Source organism: Mycolicibacter engbaekii (genome assembly GCF_002101585.1).
Lineage (GTDB): Bacteria > Actinomycetota > Actinomycetes > Mycobacteriales > Mycobacteriaceae > Mycobacterium > Mycobacterium engbaekii.
Genome location: NZ_LQOT01000031.1, coordinates 73,801 through 90,110, shown reverse-complemented (window position 1 = coordinate 90,110; position 16,310 = coordinate 73,801). Strand labels below are relative to the sequence as shown.

Annotated in this window: 16 protein-coding genes; 5 read left to right on the top strand and 11 right to left on the bottom strand. The window is 70.9% G+C overall.

Going from position 1 to position 16,310, the window contains the following annotated elements; all coding sequences use genetic code 11:
* The first annotated feature begins 2 nt into the window (after window positions 1-2).
* Both AWC02_RS08955 and AWC02_RS23015 read left to right on the top strand, forming a co-directional pair.
* Window positions 3-677, top strand: a complete 675-nt coding sequence (locus tag AWC02_RS08955) for a methyltransferase family protein (RefSeq protein WP_085128422.1) — start codon at window positions 3-5, stop codon at window positions 675-677.
* Between the two features lie 106 nt (window positions 678-783).
* Window positions 784-2,166 (top strand): DUF2599 domain-containing protein, encoded by a 1,383-nt coding sequence (locus AWC02_RS23015; RefSeq protein ID WP_109560937.1) that lies wholly within the window; start codon window positions 784-786, stop codon window positions 2,164-2,166.
* Between the two features lie 16 nt (window positions 2,167-2,182).
* Here the strand turns inward: AWC02_RS23015 and glgC are convergent, their stop codons facing one another.
* Window positions 2,183-3,397 (bottom strand): glucose-1-phosphate adenylyltransferase, encoded by a 1,215-nt coding sequence (gene glgC, locus AWC02_RS08945; protein ID WP_046320366.1) that lies wholly within the window; start codon window positions 3,395-3,397, stop codon window positions 2,183-2,185.
* A 139-nt stretch (window positions 3,398-3,536) separates the two neighbouring features.
* Between glgC and glgA the strand changes: the two genes are divergently transcribed.
* The gene (glgA, locus tag AWC02_RS08940) at window positions 3,537-4,697 is read left to right on the top strand and encodes a glycogen synthase (RefSeq protein WP_085128421.1); all 1,161 of its coding nucleotides are present in this window, start codon (window positions 3,537-3,539) and stop codon (window positions 4,695-4,697) included.
* 59 nt (window positions 4,698-4,756) lie between these two features.
* Here glgA and AWC02_RS08935 read toward each other — a convergent pair whose 3' ends face one another.
* The 7 genes from AWC02_RS08935 to AWC02_RS08905 all read right to left on the bottom strand — a co-directional run bounded on the left by AWC02_RS08935 (window position 4,757) and on the right by AWC02_RS08905 (window position 10,326).
* A complete protein-coding gene (locus AWC02_RS08935) occupies window positions 4,757-4,924 on the bottom strand; it encodes a DUF3117 domain-containing protein (protein ID WP_003885506.1) in 168 nt (55 codons plus the stop codon).
* Window positions 4,925-5,090: 166 nt separating this feature from the next.
* A complete protein-coding gene (locus AWC02_RS08930; protein ID WP_109560936.1) occupies window positions 5,091-5,666 on the bottom strand; it encodes a DNA-3-methyladenine glycosylase I in 576 nt (191 codons plus the stop codon).
* On the bottom strand, window positions 5,663-5,974 hold the full coding sequence (locus AWC02_RS08925; RefSeq protein ID WP_085128419.1) for a DivIVA domain-containing protein: 312 nt from the start codon (window positions 5,972-5,974) through the stop codon (window positions 5,663-5,665). Before AWC02_RS08925 ends, AWC02_RS08930 begins: the two co-directional genes overlap by 4 nt.
* Window positions 5,975-6,026: 52 nt before the next feature.
* Complete coding sequence (locus AWC02_RS08920) at window positions 6,027-6,974, bottom strand: glucosyl-3-phosphoglycerate synthase (RefSeq protein WP_046320373.1); 948 nt, start codon at window positions 6,972-6,974, stop codon at window positions 6,027-6,029.
* 43 nt (window positions 6,975-7,017) lie between these two features.
* On the bottom strand, window positions 7,018-7,842 hold the full coding sequence (gene folP, locus AWC02_RS08915) for a dihydropteroate synthase (RefSeq protein WP_237160402.1): 825 nt from the start codon (window positions 7,840-7,842) through the stop codon (window positions 7,018-7,020).
* Window positions 7,843-7,931: 89 nt separating this feature from the next.
* Window positions 7,932-9,713 (bottom strand): long-chain-acyl-CoA synthetase FadD6, encoded by a 1,782-nt coding sequence (gene fadD6 / locus AWC02_RS08910; RefSeq protein WP_085128417.1) that lies wholly within the window; start codon window positions 9,711-9,713, stop codon window positions 7,932-7,934.
* Window positions 9,714-9,762: 49 nt separating this feature from the next.
* Window positions 9,763-10,326 carry an LOG family protein gene (locus AWC02_RS08905; protein WP_237160398.1) on the bottom strand — a complete coding sequence of 188 codons (564 nt, stop codon included), beginning with the start codon at window positions 10,324-10,326 and terminating at the stop codon, window positions 9,763-9,765.
* 48 nt (window positions 10,327-10,374) lie between these two features.
* Between AWC02_RS08905 and AWC02_RS08900 the strand changes: the two genes are divergently transcribed.
* Entirely contained in the window at window positions 10,375-12,393 is a 2,019-nt protein-coding gene (locus AWC02_RS08900) for an AAA family ATPase (RefSeq protein ID WP_085128416.1), read from the top strand.
* Here AWC02_RS08900 and dapE read toward each other — a convergent pair.
* A complete protein-coding gene (gene dapE / locus AWC02_RS08895; protein ID WP_085128415.1) occupies window positions 12,383-13,471 on the bottom strand; it encodes a succinyl-diaminopimelate desuccinylase in 1,089 nt (362 codons plus the stop codon). The two genes, AWC02_RS08900 and dapE, sit on opposite strands and share 11 nt — an antisense overlap.
* A gap of 101 nt (window positions 13,472-13,572) precedes the next feature.
* Here dapE and dapD point away from each other — a divergent pair, with 101 nt between their 5' ends.
* A complete protein-coding gene (gene dapD, locus AWC02_RS08890) occupies window positions 13,573-14,526 on the top strand; it encodes a 2,3,4,5-tetrahydropyridine-2,6-dicarboxylate N-succinyltransferase (protein WP_109560945.1) in 954 nt (317 codons plus the stop codon).
* Window positions 14,527-14,535: 9 nt separating this feature from the next.
* Here dapD and AWC02_RS08885 read toward each other — a convergent pair whose 3' ends face one another.
* Entirely contained in the window at window positions 14,536-14,832 is a 297-nt protein-coding gene (locus AWC02_RS08885; RefSeq protein ID WP_085128413.1) for a hypothetical protein, read from the bottom strand.
* A 33-nt stretch (window positions 14,833-14,865) separates the two neighbouring features.
* Complete coding sequence (locus AWC02_RS08880; RefSeq protein WP_085128412.1) at window positions 14,866-16,269, bottom strand: acyl-CoA synthetase; 1,404 nt, start codon at window positions 16,267-16,269, stop codon at window positions 14,866-14,868.
* Window positions 16,270-16,310 lie beyond the last annotated feature (41 nt).

The following is a 16,310-nucleotide window of genomic DNA, read 5'->3' as shown; positions in this document are numbered from 1 at the left end:
CCATGAACGCCGTCGGCAAGGGCCTGCTTTCGGCATCGCTGGGCCTGCTGGTCTTCGGGTTGCTGCTGTTCGTCCCGGCCGGGACACTGCACTACTGGCAGGCCTGGGTGTTCCTGGCCGTGTTTGCGACCGCCACCTGGATTCCCAGCCTGTACCTGCTGCGCACCAATCCGGCGGCCCTGGATCGGCGGATGCGGTTCGGTCCGCGGGCCGAGACCCGGCCGCGGCAACGGCTCGTCATCAGCGCGATCTTCATCTGCTTTCCGGCCCTGTTCGTCGTGAGCGCACTGGATCACCGCCTCGGGTGGTCGACGGTCCCGAGGGCGGTCTGCCTGCTCGGCGACGCCCTGGTGGCCGCCGGGCTGGGGCTGGCCATGGTGGTGATCGTCCAGAACGGCTACGCGGCGGCCAACGTCGCCGTTGAGGCGGGACAACCGCTGGTCTCCACGGGCCTGTATGCGGTGGTGCGCCACCCGATGTATGGGGGCAACGTGCTGCTGATGGCCGGAACACCGCTGGCCCTGGGCTCCTACTGGGGGCTGGCCTTTCTGCTGCCGGGCGTTGCTCTGCTGGCCGTGCGCCTCCTCGACGAGGAGCGCATGCTGACCGAGCAACTCCCCGGCTACCGCGAGTACACCGCCCGGGTGCGGTACCGCCTGGTGCCGTACCTCTGGTGAGACGGCGCGCCGGAGCCCCGCCGCTCCGGATGCCGCAGCGGCGCGAGTGGCTTACAGTTCCCTAAGCAGACACTGTTAATTCCTACTCGGGGAGATTGGCGAACCCATGCGCGTACTCAGGCGGGGCACCGACAGCGGCGCTGCGGGCCGCACCCTCATCCCGGCCCGGATGGCCGCCGCCGCGGCGGGCGCCGTAGTGGTGGGCCTGCACCCGCTGCTGACCGCCGCTCCCGCCCAGGCGGACTGGGATTGGCTGTTCGACGTCGCCGAACCGGCCGCGGTGGCCGGAAGCGCGGCCGACGGGTTCGATCTGGGCAGCCTGATGGCGCTGGTGCAGTCCTTCACCGAGCAGCTTGATCCGGCCACCAACCAGTTGTTCTCCGACGTCATCGACGCGGTGCTGGCCGTGCCCGGCGCCAACCAGTTCGACACCGCCGAGTGGCTGAACCAGTTCATCTACGCCCCGTTGCACGAAGGCCTGCAGCAGTGGCTTGCCAGCCCGTTCGGCGAGCTCAGCCTGGGCCTGATCAACGCCCCGTTCGTCGCGCTGTTCGGTCGCGACCTGATCGGCGACGGCATCGACGGGTTCGACGGCGTCAACACCAGCCTGCTGGGCCAGTGGGGCTGGTTCGGCGACGCCGGGGACGGCGGATTCCTCTTCGGCGACGGCGGCGCCGGGATCGCGGGCATCGACGGCGTCGGCGGGGCCGGCGGCGATGCGGGCTTCTTCGGCAACGGTGGAGCCGGCGGGCTGGGCGGCGAAGGGGCGGCCGGCGGCGACGGCGGGGCCGGCGGCTGGTTCATGGGGGTGGGCGGCACCGGCGGCACCGGTGGCGCGGGCGAGACCGGCGGTACCGGCGGCACCGGCGGCGTGGGCATCGGCTTCCTGCTCGGCACCGGCGGCACCGGCGGAACCGGCGGCGACGGCGACATCGGCGGCGACGGCGGCGTGGGCGGCGCCGGGGCCTGGTGGCTGGGCCGCGGCGGCGACGGCGGCCTCGGCGGGCAGGGCGGCGACGAAGCCGAGAGCGGCGGCGACGGTGGCGCGGGCGGCGCGGGCGGCGTGTTGTTCGGCCGCGGCGGCGACGGCGGCCTCGGCGGGCAGGGCGGCGCCGGCGGCCTGGGCGGTGCGGGCGGCTTCCTGGGGGCTGCGGGCATCAGCGCGGCCCCCTACGTCCAGCACACTCAGTGGGTGACCTACGACGGCGGCACCAGCCTGCGGGTCTATCCCACCGGCACCGGCCGCACCGAGGCCGGCGAGCTCGGCACCCTGCGTCAGGGCGAGCAGGCCTGGTCGGAGGTGGTCAAACGCAACCCGGAGGCCAACACCGCCGGGATGCGCGCCCAGTTCCTGTGCCACTGGCAGTTCGTGGAGTTCATCCAGCCCGGCAAGACCAGCTGGAATCTGGAGCCGTGGCGCCCGGACGTGAGCACGCTGGACCTGCTCGCCAATGGCTGCAACCCCGGCGGCGCCGAGGAGCCGTTCTAAGTCCCGGCGGCGGCCGCTAGATCCAGATGCCCTTTCCGACGGCAACCACGCCGCCGGCGCTGATGGAGAAGCGTTCCCGGTCCTTCTGCAGGTCGACACCGATCATCTCGCCGGGCCCCACCACGACGTTCTTGTCCAGGATGGCGTGGCGCACCACCGCGCCGCGGCCCACCCGCACGCCGGGCATCAGCACGCTGTCCTCGACGATCGCTCCGTCGTCGATCACCACGTTCGACGACAACACCGAATTGCGCACCGATCCCGCGGAGATGACGCTGCCCGCACCCACCACCGACTCCTGAGCGGAGCCGCCGTTGACGAACTTCGCCGGCGCCAGGTTCTCGGTGGCGCCGTGAATCGGCCAGCGGGTGTTGTACAGGTTGAAGACCGGATGCGCCGAGACCAGGTCCATGTGTGCGTCGTAGAACGCGTCCAGGGTTCCCACATCACGCCAGTAGCCCCGGTCGCGCTCGGTGGCGCCGGGCACCTCGTTGTCGGAGAAGTCGTAGACCGCGGCCATCCCGTCGGCCACCAGGCGCGGCATGATGTCGCCACCCATGTCGTGGTCGGAGTGGTCGTCGTCGGCGTCGGCGCGGATCGCATCGATGAGCACCTTGGTGGTGAAGACGTAGTTACCCATCGAGACGAACGTGCTGTCAGGATCCCCGGGGGTGCCGGGCGGGTTCGCGGGCTTCTCCAGGAAACCGCGGACCCGCCCGGATTCGTCGGCGTCGATGCAGCCGAACGACGACGCCTCGGCGCGCGGAACCCGTACGCCGGCGACGGTCGCCCCGGCCCCACTGTCGATGTGGAAGCGCACCATCTGCTCGGGGTCCATCCGGTAGACGTGGTCGGCTCCAAAAACCACGATGTAGTCCGGATCCTCGTCGAAGATCAGATTGAGCGACTGGTAGATGGCGTCGGCAGACCCGGTGTACCAGCGCGGCCCCAGCCGCTGCTGGGCCGGCACCGGGGTGATGTACTCCCCCGCCAGGCCGCTCAATCGCCAATTCTGCGAGATGTGACGGTCCAGTGAATGCGACTTGTACTGCGTCAGAACACAGATCCGCAAGTAGCGCGCATTGACCAGATTGGACAGCACAAAGTCGATCAACCGATAGGCGCCCCCGAAAGGGACCGCCGGCTTCGCCCGGTCCGCGGTCAAGGGGTGCAGCCGCTTACCCTCACCACCGGCCAGGACGATGCCCAGGACGTGCGGCACTTCCCTCATGGCCACAAACCTATCGGCCCCTTCGAAGCCCTGCCAGGTTGACCGCACGATTGACGACGGTTCTTTACAAAGGGCGGGCCGCCGCTCACGGGTCGATCCGCCGCGCAGCCGCCGACCGGCGCCCGCTACCGTGCGGGTTATGCGGGTGGCGATGCTGACGCGGGAATACCCGCCGGAGATCTACGGCGGCGCGGGCGTCCACGTCACCAACCTGGTCGAAGCGCTGCGGCGGCTGTGCCATGTCGACGTGCACTGCATCGGGGCGCCGCGGCCCGGTGCGCACGCCCATCAGCCCGATCCCGCACTGCGCGATGCCAATCCGGCGCTGGGCACGCTGTCGGCCGACCTGACGATGGTCGACGCCGTCAGCACCGCCGATGTCGCGCACTCCCATACCTGGTACACCGCCCTGGCGGGCCGGCTGGCCGCGCTGCTGCACGACATCCCGCATGTGCTCACCGCGCATTCCCTGGAACCGCTGCGCCCCTGGAAGGCCGAGCAGCTGGGCGGCGGCTACCGGGTCTCGACCTGGGTCGAGAAGGAGGCGACGACGGCCGCGGACGCGGTCATCGCGGTCAGCTCGGCCATGCGTGAGGATCTGCTGCGGGTCTACCCGACGCTGCGGCCGGACCGCGTGCACGTGATCTACAGCGGCATCGACACCGACGTGTGGCGCCCGCAGCCGGTCGGACCCGATTCGCTGCCGGCCGAACTCGGTGTGGACCCCGACCGGCCCATGGTGGCTTTCGTCGGGCGGATCACCCGGCAGAAGGGCGTGGCCCACCTGGTGGCCGCCGCCCACCGGTTCGACCCGGAGGCGCAGCTGGTGCTGTGTGCGGGCGCCCCTGACACGCCCGAGATCGCCGCGGAGGTCAGTGCCGCCGTGGCCGAGCTGGCCGCCACCCGCAGCGGGGTGTTCTGGGTGCAGGAAACGCTGCCTGCCCGACAGATTCGCGAACTGCTCTGCGCGGCAACCGTTTTTGTGTGCCCGTCGGTCTACGAACCGTTGGGCATCGTCAATCTGGAGGCCATGGCCTGCGGCACAGCGGTGGTCGCCTCGGATGTCGGGGGTATCCCGGAGGTGGTCTCCGACGGCGTGACCGGCACCCTGGTGCACTACGACGGCGCCGACCCCGACGGCTATCACGCCGACCTGGCCACCGCCGTCAACGCGCTGGTGACCGACCCCGAACGCGCCCAGCGTTACGGCGACGCCGGGCGGCGCCGCTGCGAGGAGGTCTTCTCCTGGGCGCGCGTAGCCGAGCAGACACTGGCCGTCTACCGGGCGGCGGGCTGCTAGCGCCACCGAGCCAAGCCGAAGCCGGTTCGCCCACACGGCGAACCGCCTCGCCTGATCTGTTAGCTGGTGACCGCTTTGAGCTCGTCGCCGAGCGCGGCGGCCTCATCGGGAGTCAACTCGACGACCAGTCGTCCACCGCCCTCAAGCGGTACTCGCATCACGATGCCACGCCCCTCTTTGGTCGCTTCCAACGGACCGTCACCGGTCCGGGGCTTCATCGCCGCCATCGAGTGCTCCCTCCAGGTACCAGCCCGCAGGCCGTGCCCATGTTCCGCGCCGGGTGTGCACGGCAGCCGCAGCATCCGGCGTCGAACTGCAAATTCACTCTGCCATTCTCCCCTATCGAAGACGGCGCGTGCACAAGACCCGATTCCGAAGTGCATTTTAGTGGATCTAAACGCTTGCCGGTGGCACCCAACATGCCCGGACGTGGTCGTCCACCATGCCGGTGGCCTGCATCAGCGCATACGCGGTGGTGGGTCCCACGAATCGGAAGCCGCGCCGCTTCAATTCGCGTGCCATCGCCGTCGATTCCGGGGTGACCGCCGGAATTTCCGACAAGTCGGCCGGCCGTGGCCGTGCCGGCGGCGCGAACGACCACAGCAGGTCCACCAGCTCGGTCGATCCCAGGGCAATGGTCGCCCGCGCGTTGGCGATCGTCGCCTCGATCTTGGCCCGGTTGCGCACGATGCCGGCGTCGTCCAGCAGCCGGGCCACGTCGGCGTCGGTGAACCGCGCGATGGCCTCCACGTCGAAATCGGCGAACGCACGCCGGAAGTTCTCCCGCTTGCGCAGAATCACCAGCCACGACAGTCCGCTCTGGAAGGCTTCCAGGCTGATCCGCTCGAACAGCGCCGTCGGCTCGCGCACCGGGCGGCCCCACTCCTGATCGTGGTAATCGCGGTAGAGCTGCGACCCGATGTCGACCCAGCCGCAGCGGACCCGGTCGTCGTCGGGCACCGCGCTCAACGTGGCTCCGGCGCGTTCGCACCGGCCGCCTGCGCCGCGGCAAGCTGACCGCGCAGTTGGTCGAGCTCGGCGCCGAGGCGTTCCAGCACCCAGTCGACTTCGGCAGTGTTGTAACCCCGCAGCACCTGGGAGAACTTCACCGCCTCGACATCGGCGCCGGTGACGCCCGATGCCGGCAGCATGGTGGCCGTCGTCGCCCGCGGCAGCGGGGGCAGCGGTTCACCGCGGCCGAACAGCGTGCTCGCGACGCCGAACAGCAACAGCGCGATCAGCACGAGTACAACGAGGTAGAGCAACACCAGTGTCACGGCATCGATAGTGCCTCATCGGCGACCGGCGTTGCCGGCGATTCCCCTCAGGTCAGCGCTGGCGCAGGGTGTTCATCGGCGGCCGGTCCACCAGCGACAGCGGCGTGGTCTGCGGCAGGTAGTCCATACCGTCCGGGCCGTCGGCGAAGAACTGGGTCAGTCCCACCCCGGAGTCCGGGACGCCGCAGCGCGACAGCAAGGTGGCGACGACTTGGCGGCTCATCACGGCCAATTCCGCCAACGGGCGGTTGCGATGGGCCCGCACACCCAGGTTGACCTGGGCAATCGCCTCCAAGCCCAGCCGATCGTAGGTGTCGATCAAAAGGCCGATCTCCACCCCGTAGCCGGGGGCGAACGGAACCGATGCCAGCAGCTCGCGAGTGCCCGCGTACTCCCCGCCCAACGGTTGCAGCACCGCGCCCAGGTCGGGCCGCAGCGCGGTCAGCAGCGGTCGGGCCACCAGTTCGGTGACCCGGCCCCCGCCGGTGGCGTCCTCGGTGCCGTTGACCTTCAGCGGCCGCCGGTAGAAGCCCTTGACCAGGTGGACCCCGTCAGCGGTGAGCAGCGGCCCGACCAGGTGCGGCACGAACATCGGGTCGGGATCGATCAGGTCGGAGTCCACGAACACCACGATGTCGCCGCTGGTGGCGGCCAGCGACCGCCACAGGGCCTCCCCCTTGCCGGGCTGCGGGGGCACTTCGGGAACGGCCTGTTCGCGGCTGACGACGCGAGCGCCGGCGGCGATAGACCGGATCTCGGTGTCGTCGGTGGAACCGGAGTCCAGCACGATCAGTTCGTCGACCAGGTTGTCGACCAGCGGGGTGATGCTGTCGATGACCGACTCGATGGTCGCCTGCTCGTTGAGGGCCGGCAGCACCACCGAGATGCTGCGACCCGTCTCGGCCTTGGCCGCCAGCAGCTCAGCCACCGTCCACTGCGGCCGCGTCCAGGTACGCCCGGACATCCGGGTGTCGCCCGGCGCTGAGACCAGCTCGGTCATATGCGCCACTCCTGAGCATCGTGTCGCGCTGCGGCGCCGGCGGTCATGCCAATCCCCTTACTGTGCGGGTCGGGGCCCGGACACCCTGGATCGATGCCACCATCTCCAGGACGCGCCGGGTAGGCCCGACCTCGTGCACCCGAAACATCCGGGCTCCGGCGGCCGCCGCCCATGCGGTGGCCGCCAACGTTCCGTCGAGACGCTCGGTGAGACCCACACCAAGAGTCTCCCCGATGAAGTCTTTGTTGGAGAGCGCCATCAGCACCGGCCATCCGGTACCGACCAAGTCCTCCGTGTGTCGCAGCAACGCTAGCCCGTGGAAGGTGTTCTTGCCGAAATCGTGGGTGGGATCGATCACAATCCGCTCGCGGGCCACCCCGGCCGCCACCGCTGCCTCGGCGGCCGCGGTGACCTCGTCGATCACCGCTGTCACCACCCCGTCGACCCGCGTGCCGTAGCTGACCCGGAAGGGGCGGGTGCGCGGTTGGGCCCCGCCGGTGTGGGAGCAGACCAGCCCCGCCCCGAATTCGGCGGCCACCGCCGGCAGGCCGGGGTCGATCCCGCCCCAGGTGTCGTTGATCAGGTCGGCACCGGCCGCACAGGCGCGTTTGGCCACCTCCGCCCGCCAGGTGTCCACGCTGATCAGCTGGTCGGGGTAGGCGCCGCGCAGCCACTCGATGAACGGGACCACCCGGGCGGTCTCGGCGGCGGCGTCCACGGGCTGGCCCGGTCCGGCTTTGACTCCGCCGACATCGATGACATCGGCGCCCTCGGCGACGGCGCGGTGCACCGCGTCTTTGGCCGCCTCGTCGGTGAACGTGGCGCCCGCGTCGTAGAAAGAGTCCGGCGTGCGGTTGACGATCGCCATGATGAGCGCACGATCGGCCGCCACCGGGCGTCCGCAGAAATAGGTGTGCACCTGTCTATGGTGCCCGGTGGGGCTTGGCCCCTCCTCGGTCAGCCCTGCGGTCGCTTGCCGGCCGCCACTTCGCCGGGGTAGTCGGCGTAGTAGGGGACGTAGCCCTCGCTGCGCCCGGCGAGCACGTACAGCGGGTCCTCGATGTCTCCGCCGCCGTAGCCCTGCTCGCGCAGTTCGACCTTGCGGCTCTTGAACGTGGTGGTGTGGGCCAGCGACGGGACCACCCGCACGAACAGCGGCACCGCATAGGAGGGCAGCTGGTCATAGAGCAACGCGGCCAGCCCCGGTCCGTCGAACTGGGCGCCGTCGCGCAGTTTGACCGCTGCCATCCCGGCGCGGCCACCGGTGCCGGGCACCTCCACGCCGTAGACGGCGCACTCCTCGATCGCCTCGTCGGCGCCCAGCGCCGCCTCGACCTGCGTGGTGGCGACGTTCTCGCCTTTCCACCGGAAGGTGTCGCCGAGCCGGTCGACGAAAGCGGCGTGCCCCATCCCCTGGGGGCGCATCAGGTCGCCGGTGTTGAACCAGCAGTCGCCGTCGCGGAAGGCGTCGCGCACCAGCTTCTTCTCGTTGGCCTCCGGGTCGGTGTAGCCGTCGAAGGGTGAGAATCGGTTCACCGGGCTCAGCAACAGCCCGGGCTGTCCCGCCGGCACCCGCTGCACGCGGCCGTCGTCGCCGCGCAGCGGCAGTCCGGTGTCGGCGTCGTAGTGCACGTAGGCCAGGCGCAGTGGGTACACGCCCGTGCTGCGGGGCACGTTGAACACGTTGAGGAACGCGCTGTTGCTCTCGCTGGCGGCGTAGAACTCGCAGACCCGCTTGATGCCGAAACGTTGGGTGAACTCGTCCCAGATCTCCGGCCGCAGTCCGTTGCCGGCGATCACCCGCACCTTGTGGGCCCGGTCGGTCGGCTTCGGGGGCTGGTTGAGCAGGTACCGGCACAGCTCGCCGATGTAGACGAACGCGGTGGCGTCTACGGCGATCACCTCGTCCCAGAACCGCGAGGCCGAGAACGAGCGGCCCAGGGCCAGGGTGGCACCGGCGTTGAGCACCGAGGACACCGCGACGGTCAGCGCGTTGTTGTGGTAGAGCGGCAGGCAGCAGTACAGGGTGTCGCTGCCGCGCAGCCGCAGCCCGATGGCGCCGAATGTCGCCAGGGCGCGCAACCAGCGGTAGTGCGTCATCACGCTGGCCTTGGGGTAACCGGTGGTGCCGGAGGTGAAGATGTAGAACGCGGTGTCCTTGGCCAGTACCGCGTTGACCGAGGCGGGGTTGCCGTCCGGTGCGGTGGCGGCCAGCCGCCGGAATTCCTCGATGGTCACCGGCTCGTCGGGGGCGCCGCTGTCCTTGACGGCGTCGACCAGGTCGGTCTCCGCGACCAGCAGGGCGGACTTCAGCACCCCCAGACTGTGGGCGAGCACATCGCCGCGCTGGTGGTAGTTGAGCATGCCGGCGACCCCGCCGCATTTGGCGACGGCCAGCATCATCAGCACCGCGTCGGGGCTGTTGCGCAGCATGATCCCCACGACATCGCCGTGGCCGACGCCGCGCGCGGCCAGTACCGCGGCGTAGCGGTTGACTGTCTCGTTGGCTTCGCGGTAGGTCAGTCGCTGGTCGGCGAACCGGATGAACACGCGGTCGCCCCATTGGGCCGCGCGGTCCTGGAAGACCTTGCCGATCGACGCCTTGGAGGTGGGCCGGGCCCGCAGTCCGGTCCACAGCCCGCGAAGGATGGTCGGCGCGTCGGCCAGCAGGTGCGGTGTGCGGGCCACCACGTCGAACAGCCCCACCCGGGTGACGGTGCCGGAGTCGTGGTCGGACACGTTATCGCCTCAATTCGCGGTCGGTGGGGTCGACTGACGAAGCAGCAGCCTAATCGGTACCGGCGGTACCGGGTGAACAGGCATCGAGCGCCGCCTCTACGTCATCGAACACCAGCAGCCGGCGCATCGCCTGCGGGTTGACGAACCCCGCGTCGACCAGACCGGCCAGCCACGTCCAGAGCCCGGCGTAGTGCCCGTCGGGATCGAGCACCACCACCGCCTTGTCGTGCATCCCCAGATACCCCGCAGTCCAGGTCTCGAAGAGTTCTTCGAGCGTGCCGATGCCGCCGGGCAGGGTCAGGAACACGTCCGCCCGGTCGTCCATCACCTGTTTGCGCTCACGCATGGTCTCGGTGACGATCAACTCGTCGGCGTCGACATCGGCCACCTCGCGGTGCAGCAGCGCCTTGGGGATCACCCCGACCGTCGGTCCCCCGTGCTCGCGGGCGGCCACGGCGAGCGCACCCATCGCCGAGACGTTGCCGCCTCCCCACACCAACGTCCAGCCGCGTCGGGCGATCGCCGCACCGACCTCGGCGGCCAGCGCCAGCAGCGCCGGATCGCGCGGGCCGGACGCGCAGTAAACGCACACCGCCCATTGCCTCGACCGCACAACCGAAAGGCTATCGGGCGCTGGGCTCAGACCGTAAACTCTGCGGCGATGCCGATCCGCTGGAACGTCCCCGAGCATTCGGCCGCCTTGCAGCAGATCATCGCCGCGCTGGACGACGGGGCCCGGGCCGGTGCGGTGGTGCTCGGTCCGGACGGGTGCGGCAAGTCGACCCTGGCCCGACTGGCCGCCGAAGACTACGCGCAGCGCCACCCCGGCACCCGGGTCCGCTGGGTGATCGGCACTCCCACCGAGCGCGGCGTACCGCTGGGCGCGTTCAGCCATCTGGTCGAGGTGTCCGAGATCGGCAAACCCGCCGCACTGCTGCGCGCGGCCCGGGCATCGCTGGCCGACGGCGACGGCGAGCTGGTGCTGGTGATCGACGACGCTCACCAGCTCGATCTGTTGTCGGCCACGCTGGTCTACCAACTGGCGTTGACCGGCTCGGCCCGGATGATCGTCACCGGCCGCGCCGACGCCTCTCCCGCGGCCCCGATCACCGCGCTGTGGAGCGACAACCTGTTGCCCCGGATCGACATCCCGGCCGGCGATGCGGACACGGCCGGCCAGGATATCGACGCCTTCGTGGCGGGGCTGCCCGCCGGTGCGCGTGCGGTGCTGGACTACCTGGCGGTCTGCGAGCCGCTGGCCTTGGTCGACCTGGAGAACCTCACCAGCGCCGAGGCGGTCCGCCAAGCCGAGGAACTCGGCGCCGTGGAGACCCGCGTCCGCGGCGGCCACGGACGCGACCCCGTCGTCTACACCGCGCACCCGCTGTTCGCCCGGCGGGCGCTCGCCGCACTGGGCGATGCCGGCGCCCGCGCGCGGCGCACCCAGGTGGTCGGTGTGCTGACCACGTCGCCCTGCCGCCACGTCGGTGAGCAGCTGCGGCTGGCGGCGCTGGCCGCCGACAGTGACGCCCCGCAGACCGTCGCGCAGATGGTGGATGCGGCCGAACAGGCGATGCGGCTGGGCGATCCCCGGCTGGGCGAGAAATTGGCCCGTCAGGCACTGGAGCACTCGGGCGGGCTGCCGGCACGGTTGGCCCTAGCGCATGCGCTGGGCTGGCAGGGCCGCGGCCGCGACGCCGACGAGGTGCTGGCGGCGGTCGACCCGGCCACGCTGAACGAACCGGACCTGATGGCCTGGGCGCTGCCGCGGGCCGCCAATCAGTTCTTCATGCTGGGCGAACCGGAACGCGCGACCGCGTTTCTGGCCGCCACGCGGGGCCGGGTCAGCGGCCCGCGCCCACGCGACACCCTCGATGCGCTCGGCGCCACCTTCGCGATGAACGCCGGAAACATCGGCCGCGCCGTCGAGTTGGCCACGACGGTCCTGGCCGATCCCGCCGCCGACGACATGGCGGTGGCCTGGGCGGGTAGCGCCGCCGCGCTGTGCGCGGCGCGGGCCGGCCGATTCGACGACGTCGGACCGCTGGCGGCCCGCGCGCTGGGCGCCGAGCATCCCGGCGTGCTGCGGTTCACCGTGGGACTGGCCGAGATCACCACGCTGCTGATGGCCGATCGCCTTGCCGAGGCCCGTGAGCTGGCCTGGCAGTTCACCGATTTCGCCGAGCTGACCCAACCCGGCCGGGCCGTCGGCGAGGTCCTGGTGGCGGTCGTGCTGATCGCGGCCGATGAGTTCGCGGACGCGGCGGCGCTACTGGCGCCGGCCGCGGCCACCCTGGACCGCACCGGGTATTCGTGGGGACCGCTGGCGCTGACGTTGCTGGCCACCGCGCTGGCCCGCCAATCCGACATCGCCGGCGCCGCAAAGGCGTTGCGGCGGGCCGAGTCCCGGCACGGCACCAAATCGGCGCTGTTCGCCCCGGAGTTGGGCATGGCGCGTGCCTGGCAGCGGGCCGGCATGCGCGATCAGCACGGCGCGATCGCGGCCGCCCGGGAAGGCGCCCGGATGGCGCAACGCTCCGGGCAGTCCGCGGTTGCGCTGCAGGCCTGGGATGTCGCCGCCCGGCTCGGCGATGCCCGGGCCGCCGATCCGCTGGCCCGGCTGTGCGGCGAAGTCGACTGCGCGTTCGGCCGCGCGGCGCTGGAGCGGGTCAGGCGCTGAGGTAGCCGCGCAGCATCGCGGCCACGGTGCTGATCTGGTCCACCGGCACCCGCTCGTCGACCCGGTGCGCCAGGTTCGGGTCGCCCGGACCGTAGTTGACCGCGGGAATGCCGCGGGCGGCGAACCGGGACACGTCGGTCCAGCCGTATTTGGCCCGCACCCGCCCGCCGGCGGCGGCCACCAGCGCCGCGGCGGCGGGCGCGGTCAGCCCGGGCAGGGCGCCGGCCGCCGAATCGGTCTGCTCGACGCCGACATCGAGGCCGTCGAACACCTCGCGGACATGGGCCAGCGCCTGTTCGGGGGTGCGGTCCGGCGCGAAGCGGAAGTTCACCGTGACGGCCGCCGCGTCTGGGATGACGTTGCCGGCCACCCCGCCGTCGATGCGCACCGCGGACAGCCCCTCGCGGTAGACGCAGCCGTCGATGTCCACGCTGCGCGCCTGGTAGGCGGCGAGCCGGTCCAGCACCGCCCCGAGTTTGTGGATGGCGTTGTCGCCCAGCCAGGAGCGCGCCGAATGCGCCCGGGTGCCTGTGGCGCTGACCACCACCCGCAGCGTGCCCTGGCAGCCGGCTTCGATGTAGCCGCCGGTCGGCTCGCCGAGGATCGCGACATCGCCGGTCAGCCAGTCCGGCAGGTTGCGTTCGATTCGGCCCAGCCCGTTGGCGGCGGCCTCGATCTCCTCGCAGTCGTAGAACACGCAGGTCAGATCATGCGCATGTGCGGTGATGGTGGCGGCCAGGTGCAGGAAGACGGCGACACCGCCCTTCATGTCGACAGTGCCGCAACCGTGCAGCACGTCCCCCTCGTCGTCGGTGGTGGTCCGCCGGCTGGGCAGGTTGCCGGCCACCGGGACGGTGTCCAGATGCCCGGCCAGCAGCACGCGTGTCGGCCGCCCCAGCTGGGTGCGGGCCAGCACCGCGTTGCCGTCCCGGATGATCTCGAAGCCCGCCGAGCGGGGAGTCTGCTCGCGCAGGGCGACCTCGACCTCGTCGGCGATTCGCGCTTCATGCCGCGACTCGCTGGGAATGTCCACCAGTGCCGCGGTCAGGGAAATCGGGTCGGAGTGCAGGTCCAGCACGCACTCAGACTAACCGGCGCGCTTCCCCCGCGAGCAGACGCAGAATCGCACGGGCAATCGCCTCAACGTGCGATTCTGCGTCTGCTCGCGGAAAAGGTAGCCTGACCGGCGTGACTGGAGCTTCGGGTGTCGGAATCGCAACGCTGGCCGCAGACGGATCGGTGCTCGACACCTGGTTCCCCGCACCGGAGTTGGGCGGCTCGGGCGCGCCCGGAACCATCCGGCTCGGCGCCGGCGAGGTGCCCGCCGACCTGGCCGGTCTTATCGGCCGTGACGAGGACCGCGGTACCGAGACGGTCGCGGTGCGCACGGTGATCGCGTCGCTGGACGACACCGCCGTCGACGCCTACGACGCCTACCTGCGCCTGCACCTGTTGTCGCACCGACTGGTGGTGCCGCACGGGCTCAACGCCGGCGGCCTGTTCGGGGTGCTGACCAACGTGGTGTGGACCAACTACGGCCCGTGCGCCGTGGAGGGCTTCGAGTCCACCCGCGCCCGGTTGCGCCGGCGCGGCCCGGTGACCGTCTACGGGGTGGACAAGTTCCCCCGCATGGTCGACTACGTGCTGCCGTCGGGCGTGCGGATCGCCGACGCCGACCGGGTGCGCCTGGGTGCGCACCTGGCGTCGGGGACGACGGTGATGCACGAAGGTTTCGTCAACTTCAACGCCGGCACGCTGGGCGCCTCGATGGTGGAGGGCCGCATCTCGGCGGGCGTGGTGGTCGGCGACGGCTCCGACGTCGGCGGCGGCGCGTCGATCATGGGAACGCTGTCCGGCGGTGGCACGCAGGTCATCTCGATCGGCAAGCGCTGCCTGCTGGGAGCCAACGCCGGGCTGGGGATCCCGCTGGGCGACGACTGTGTGGTCGAGGCCGGCCTGTATGTCACCGCGGGAACCAAGGTCACGCTGCCCGACGGCACCATCACCAAGGCCCGTGAGCTGGCCGGGGGGAACAACCTGCTGTTCCGCCGCAACTCTCAGACCGGCGCGGTCGAGGTGGTGGCCCGCGACGGTCAGGGCATCGCGCTCAACGCCGACCTGCACGCCAACTAGGCGCGCCGGCTACAGCATCGCCCTGCTGATCTTGTCGCTGTCTTTGCCGATCGTCTTGCAGTAAGCACTGACCGCGATCTGCGTTCCGGAAAGCTCCAGGTTCGACGGCTCGCCGCCCTTGGCGTCCTTGAGCATCTTGGACACTTCCGAGCGCTGCTTCTCGTCGGTGTGGCCGTTGAACTCTCCGCAGGTGGTGTCACCACCTTTGTTGATGACCTTGTCCACCGCCGAGCATCCACCGAGCAGGACCGTCCCGCAGGCAAGGACGGCCACCGCGGCGAGACTGAATCGCTTCGGAGGGTTCACGGGACCGCCCTTCTGGTTTCGATTCGCGCCAGCCTACGTCAGCAGCGCCTTCTTGAGTACCTTTCCCATCGCATTGCGGGGCAGGGCATCGACGATCCGCACCTCCCGCGGCCGCTTGTGCACCGACAGTTGTTGAGCCACATAGTCGATCAGTTCATCAGGCCGGGCGGCACCGTCCGGCGAGGGCACCACGAACGCGACGATCCGCTGCCCCAGATCGTCGTCGGGCAGGCCGACGACGGCCACTTCGGACACCGCGGGATGACCGAGCAACGCGGTCTCGATCTCCCCGGCCCCGACCCGGAAGCCGCCGGTCTTGATCAGGTCGACCGATTCGCGGCCCACGATCCGGTGCATGCCGTCGGCGTCGATCACCGCCACATCCCCGGTGCGGTACCACCCGTCGGCGTCGAAGGCCGCCGCCGTGGCTTCGGGCCGGTTGAGGTATCCCTCGAACAGCGTCGGTCCGCGCACCGACAGCCGCCCGATCGTGGCACCGTCGTGCGGCACCGGGCCGCCGTCGTCGGCGACGAGCTTGGTCTGCACCCCGTGCAACGGCAGACCGACCCATCCGGGCCGGCGCTCACCGTCGACCCGGGTGCTCACGGTGATCAGCGACTCGGTGGCGCCGTAACGCTCGATCGGCGCGTGGCCGGTCCGGGCGACCAGTGCGTCGAACACCGGGACCGGCAGCGCCGCGCTGCCCGAGACCAACAGCCGCGCCGGCCGCAGCGCCGCAGCGGCTCCGGCGTCGGCCACCACCCGCGACCACACGGTGGGCACCCCGAAATACAGTGTGCCGCCCGCGGCGGCGTAGGCCTGCGGCGACGGTTTGCCGGTGTGCACGAAGCGGTTGCCCACCCGCAGGGATCCCAGCAGGCCCAGCACCAGTCCGTGCACGTGGTACATCGGCAGGCCGTGCACCAAGACATCATCCGGGCTCCACTGCCACGCCTGCGCCAGCGCGTCGAGGTCCGCCGCGAGCGCGCGCCGACTCAACTGGACGCCTTTGGGCGGGCCCGTGGTGCCGGAGGTGTAGATGATCAGCGCGGTGTCGTCTTCCGGCGGTTCGGCCGGCCGCTGCGGCGATCCGGCACGGGCCGCGAAGTGCGGCAGACCGGCGAGGTCGTCGGGCCGCTCCCCCAGCCAGGCCTGCGCCCCCGAATCGCGCAGCATGTGCTGGCGCTCGGCGGCGCCGACGTCGGCGGGAACCGGCACCACCTGCACCCCGGCGAGCAGGCATCCGGCGACCGCCAGCACCGTCTGCGCCGTCGGGGTGGCCGACACCGCGACCCGCGACACCCCGGCAAGGTCTGCGAGCACCGCGGCTCCGGCCCCGCTCAACTCCGCGCGGCTCAGTAAGGTGTTGTCGATACGCACCGCATCGGCGATGTCCGAGGCGTTCGAGCCGTCGTCGGCCAGCGAGGTCAGCAGCATTCGGGGGACGTTACCCCCGTCGGTGTCGCGGGCCCGGCCGA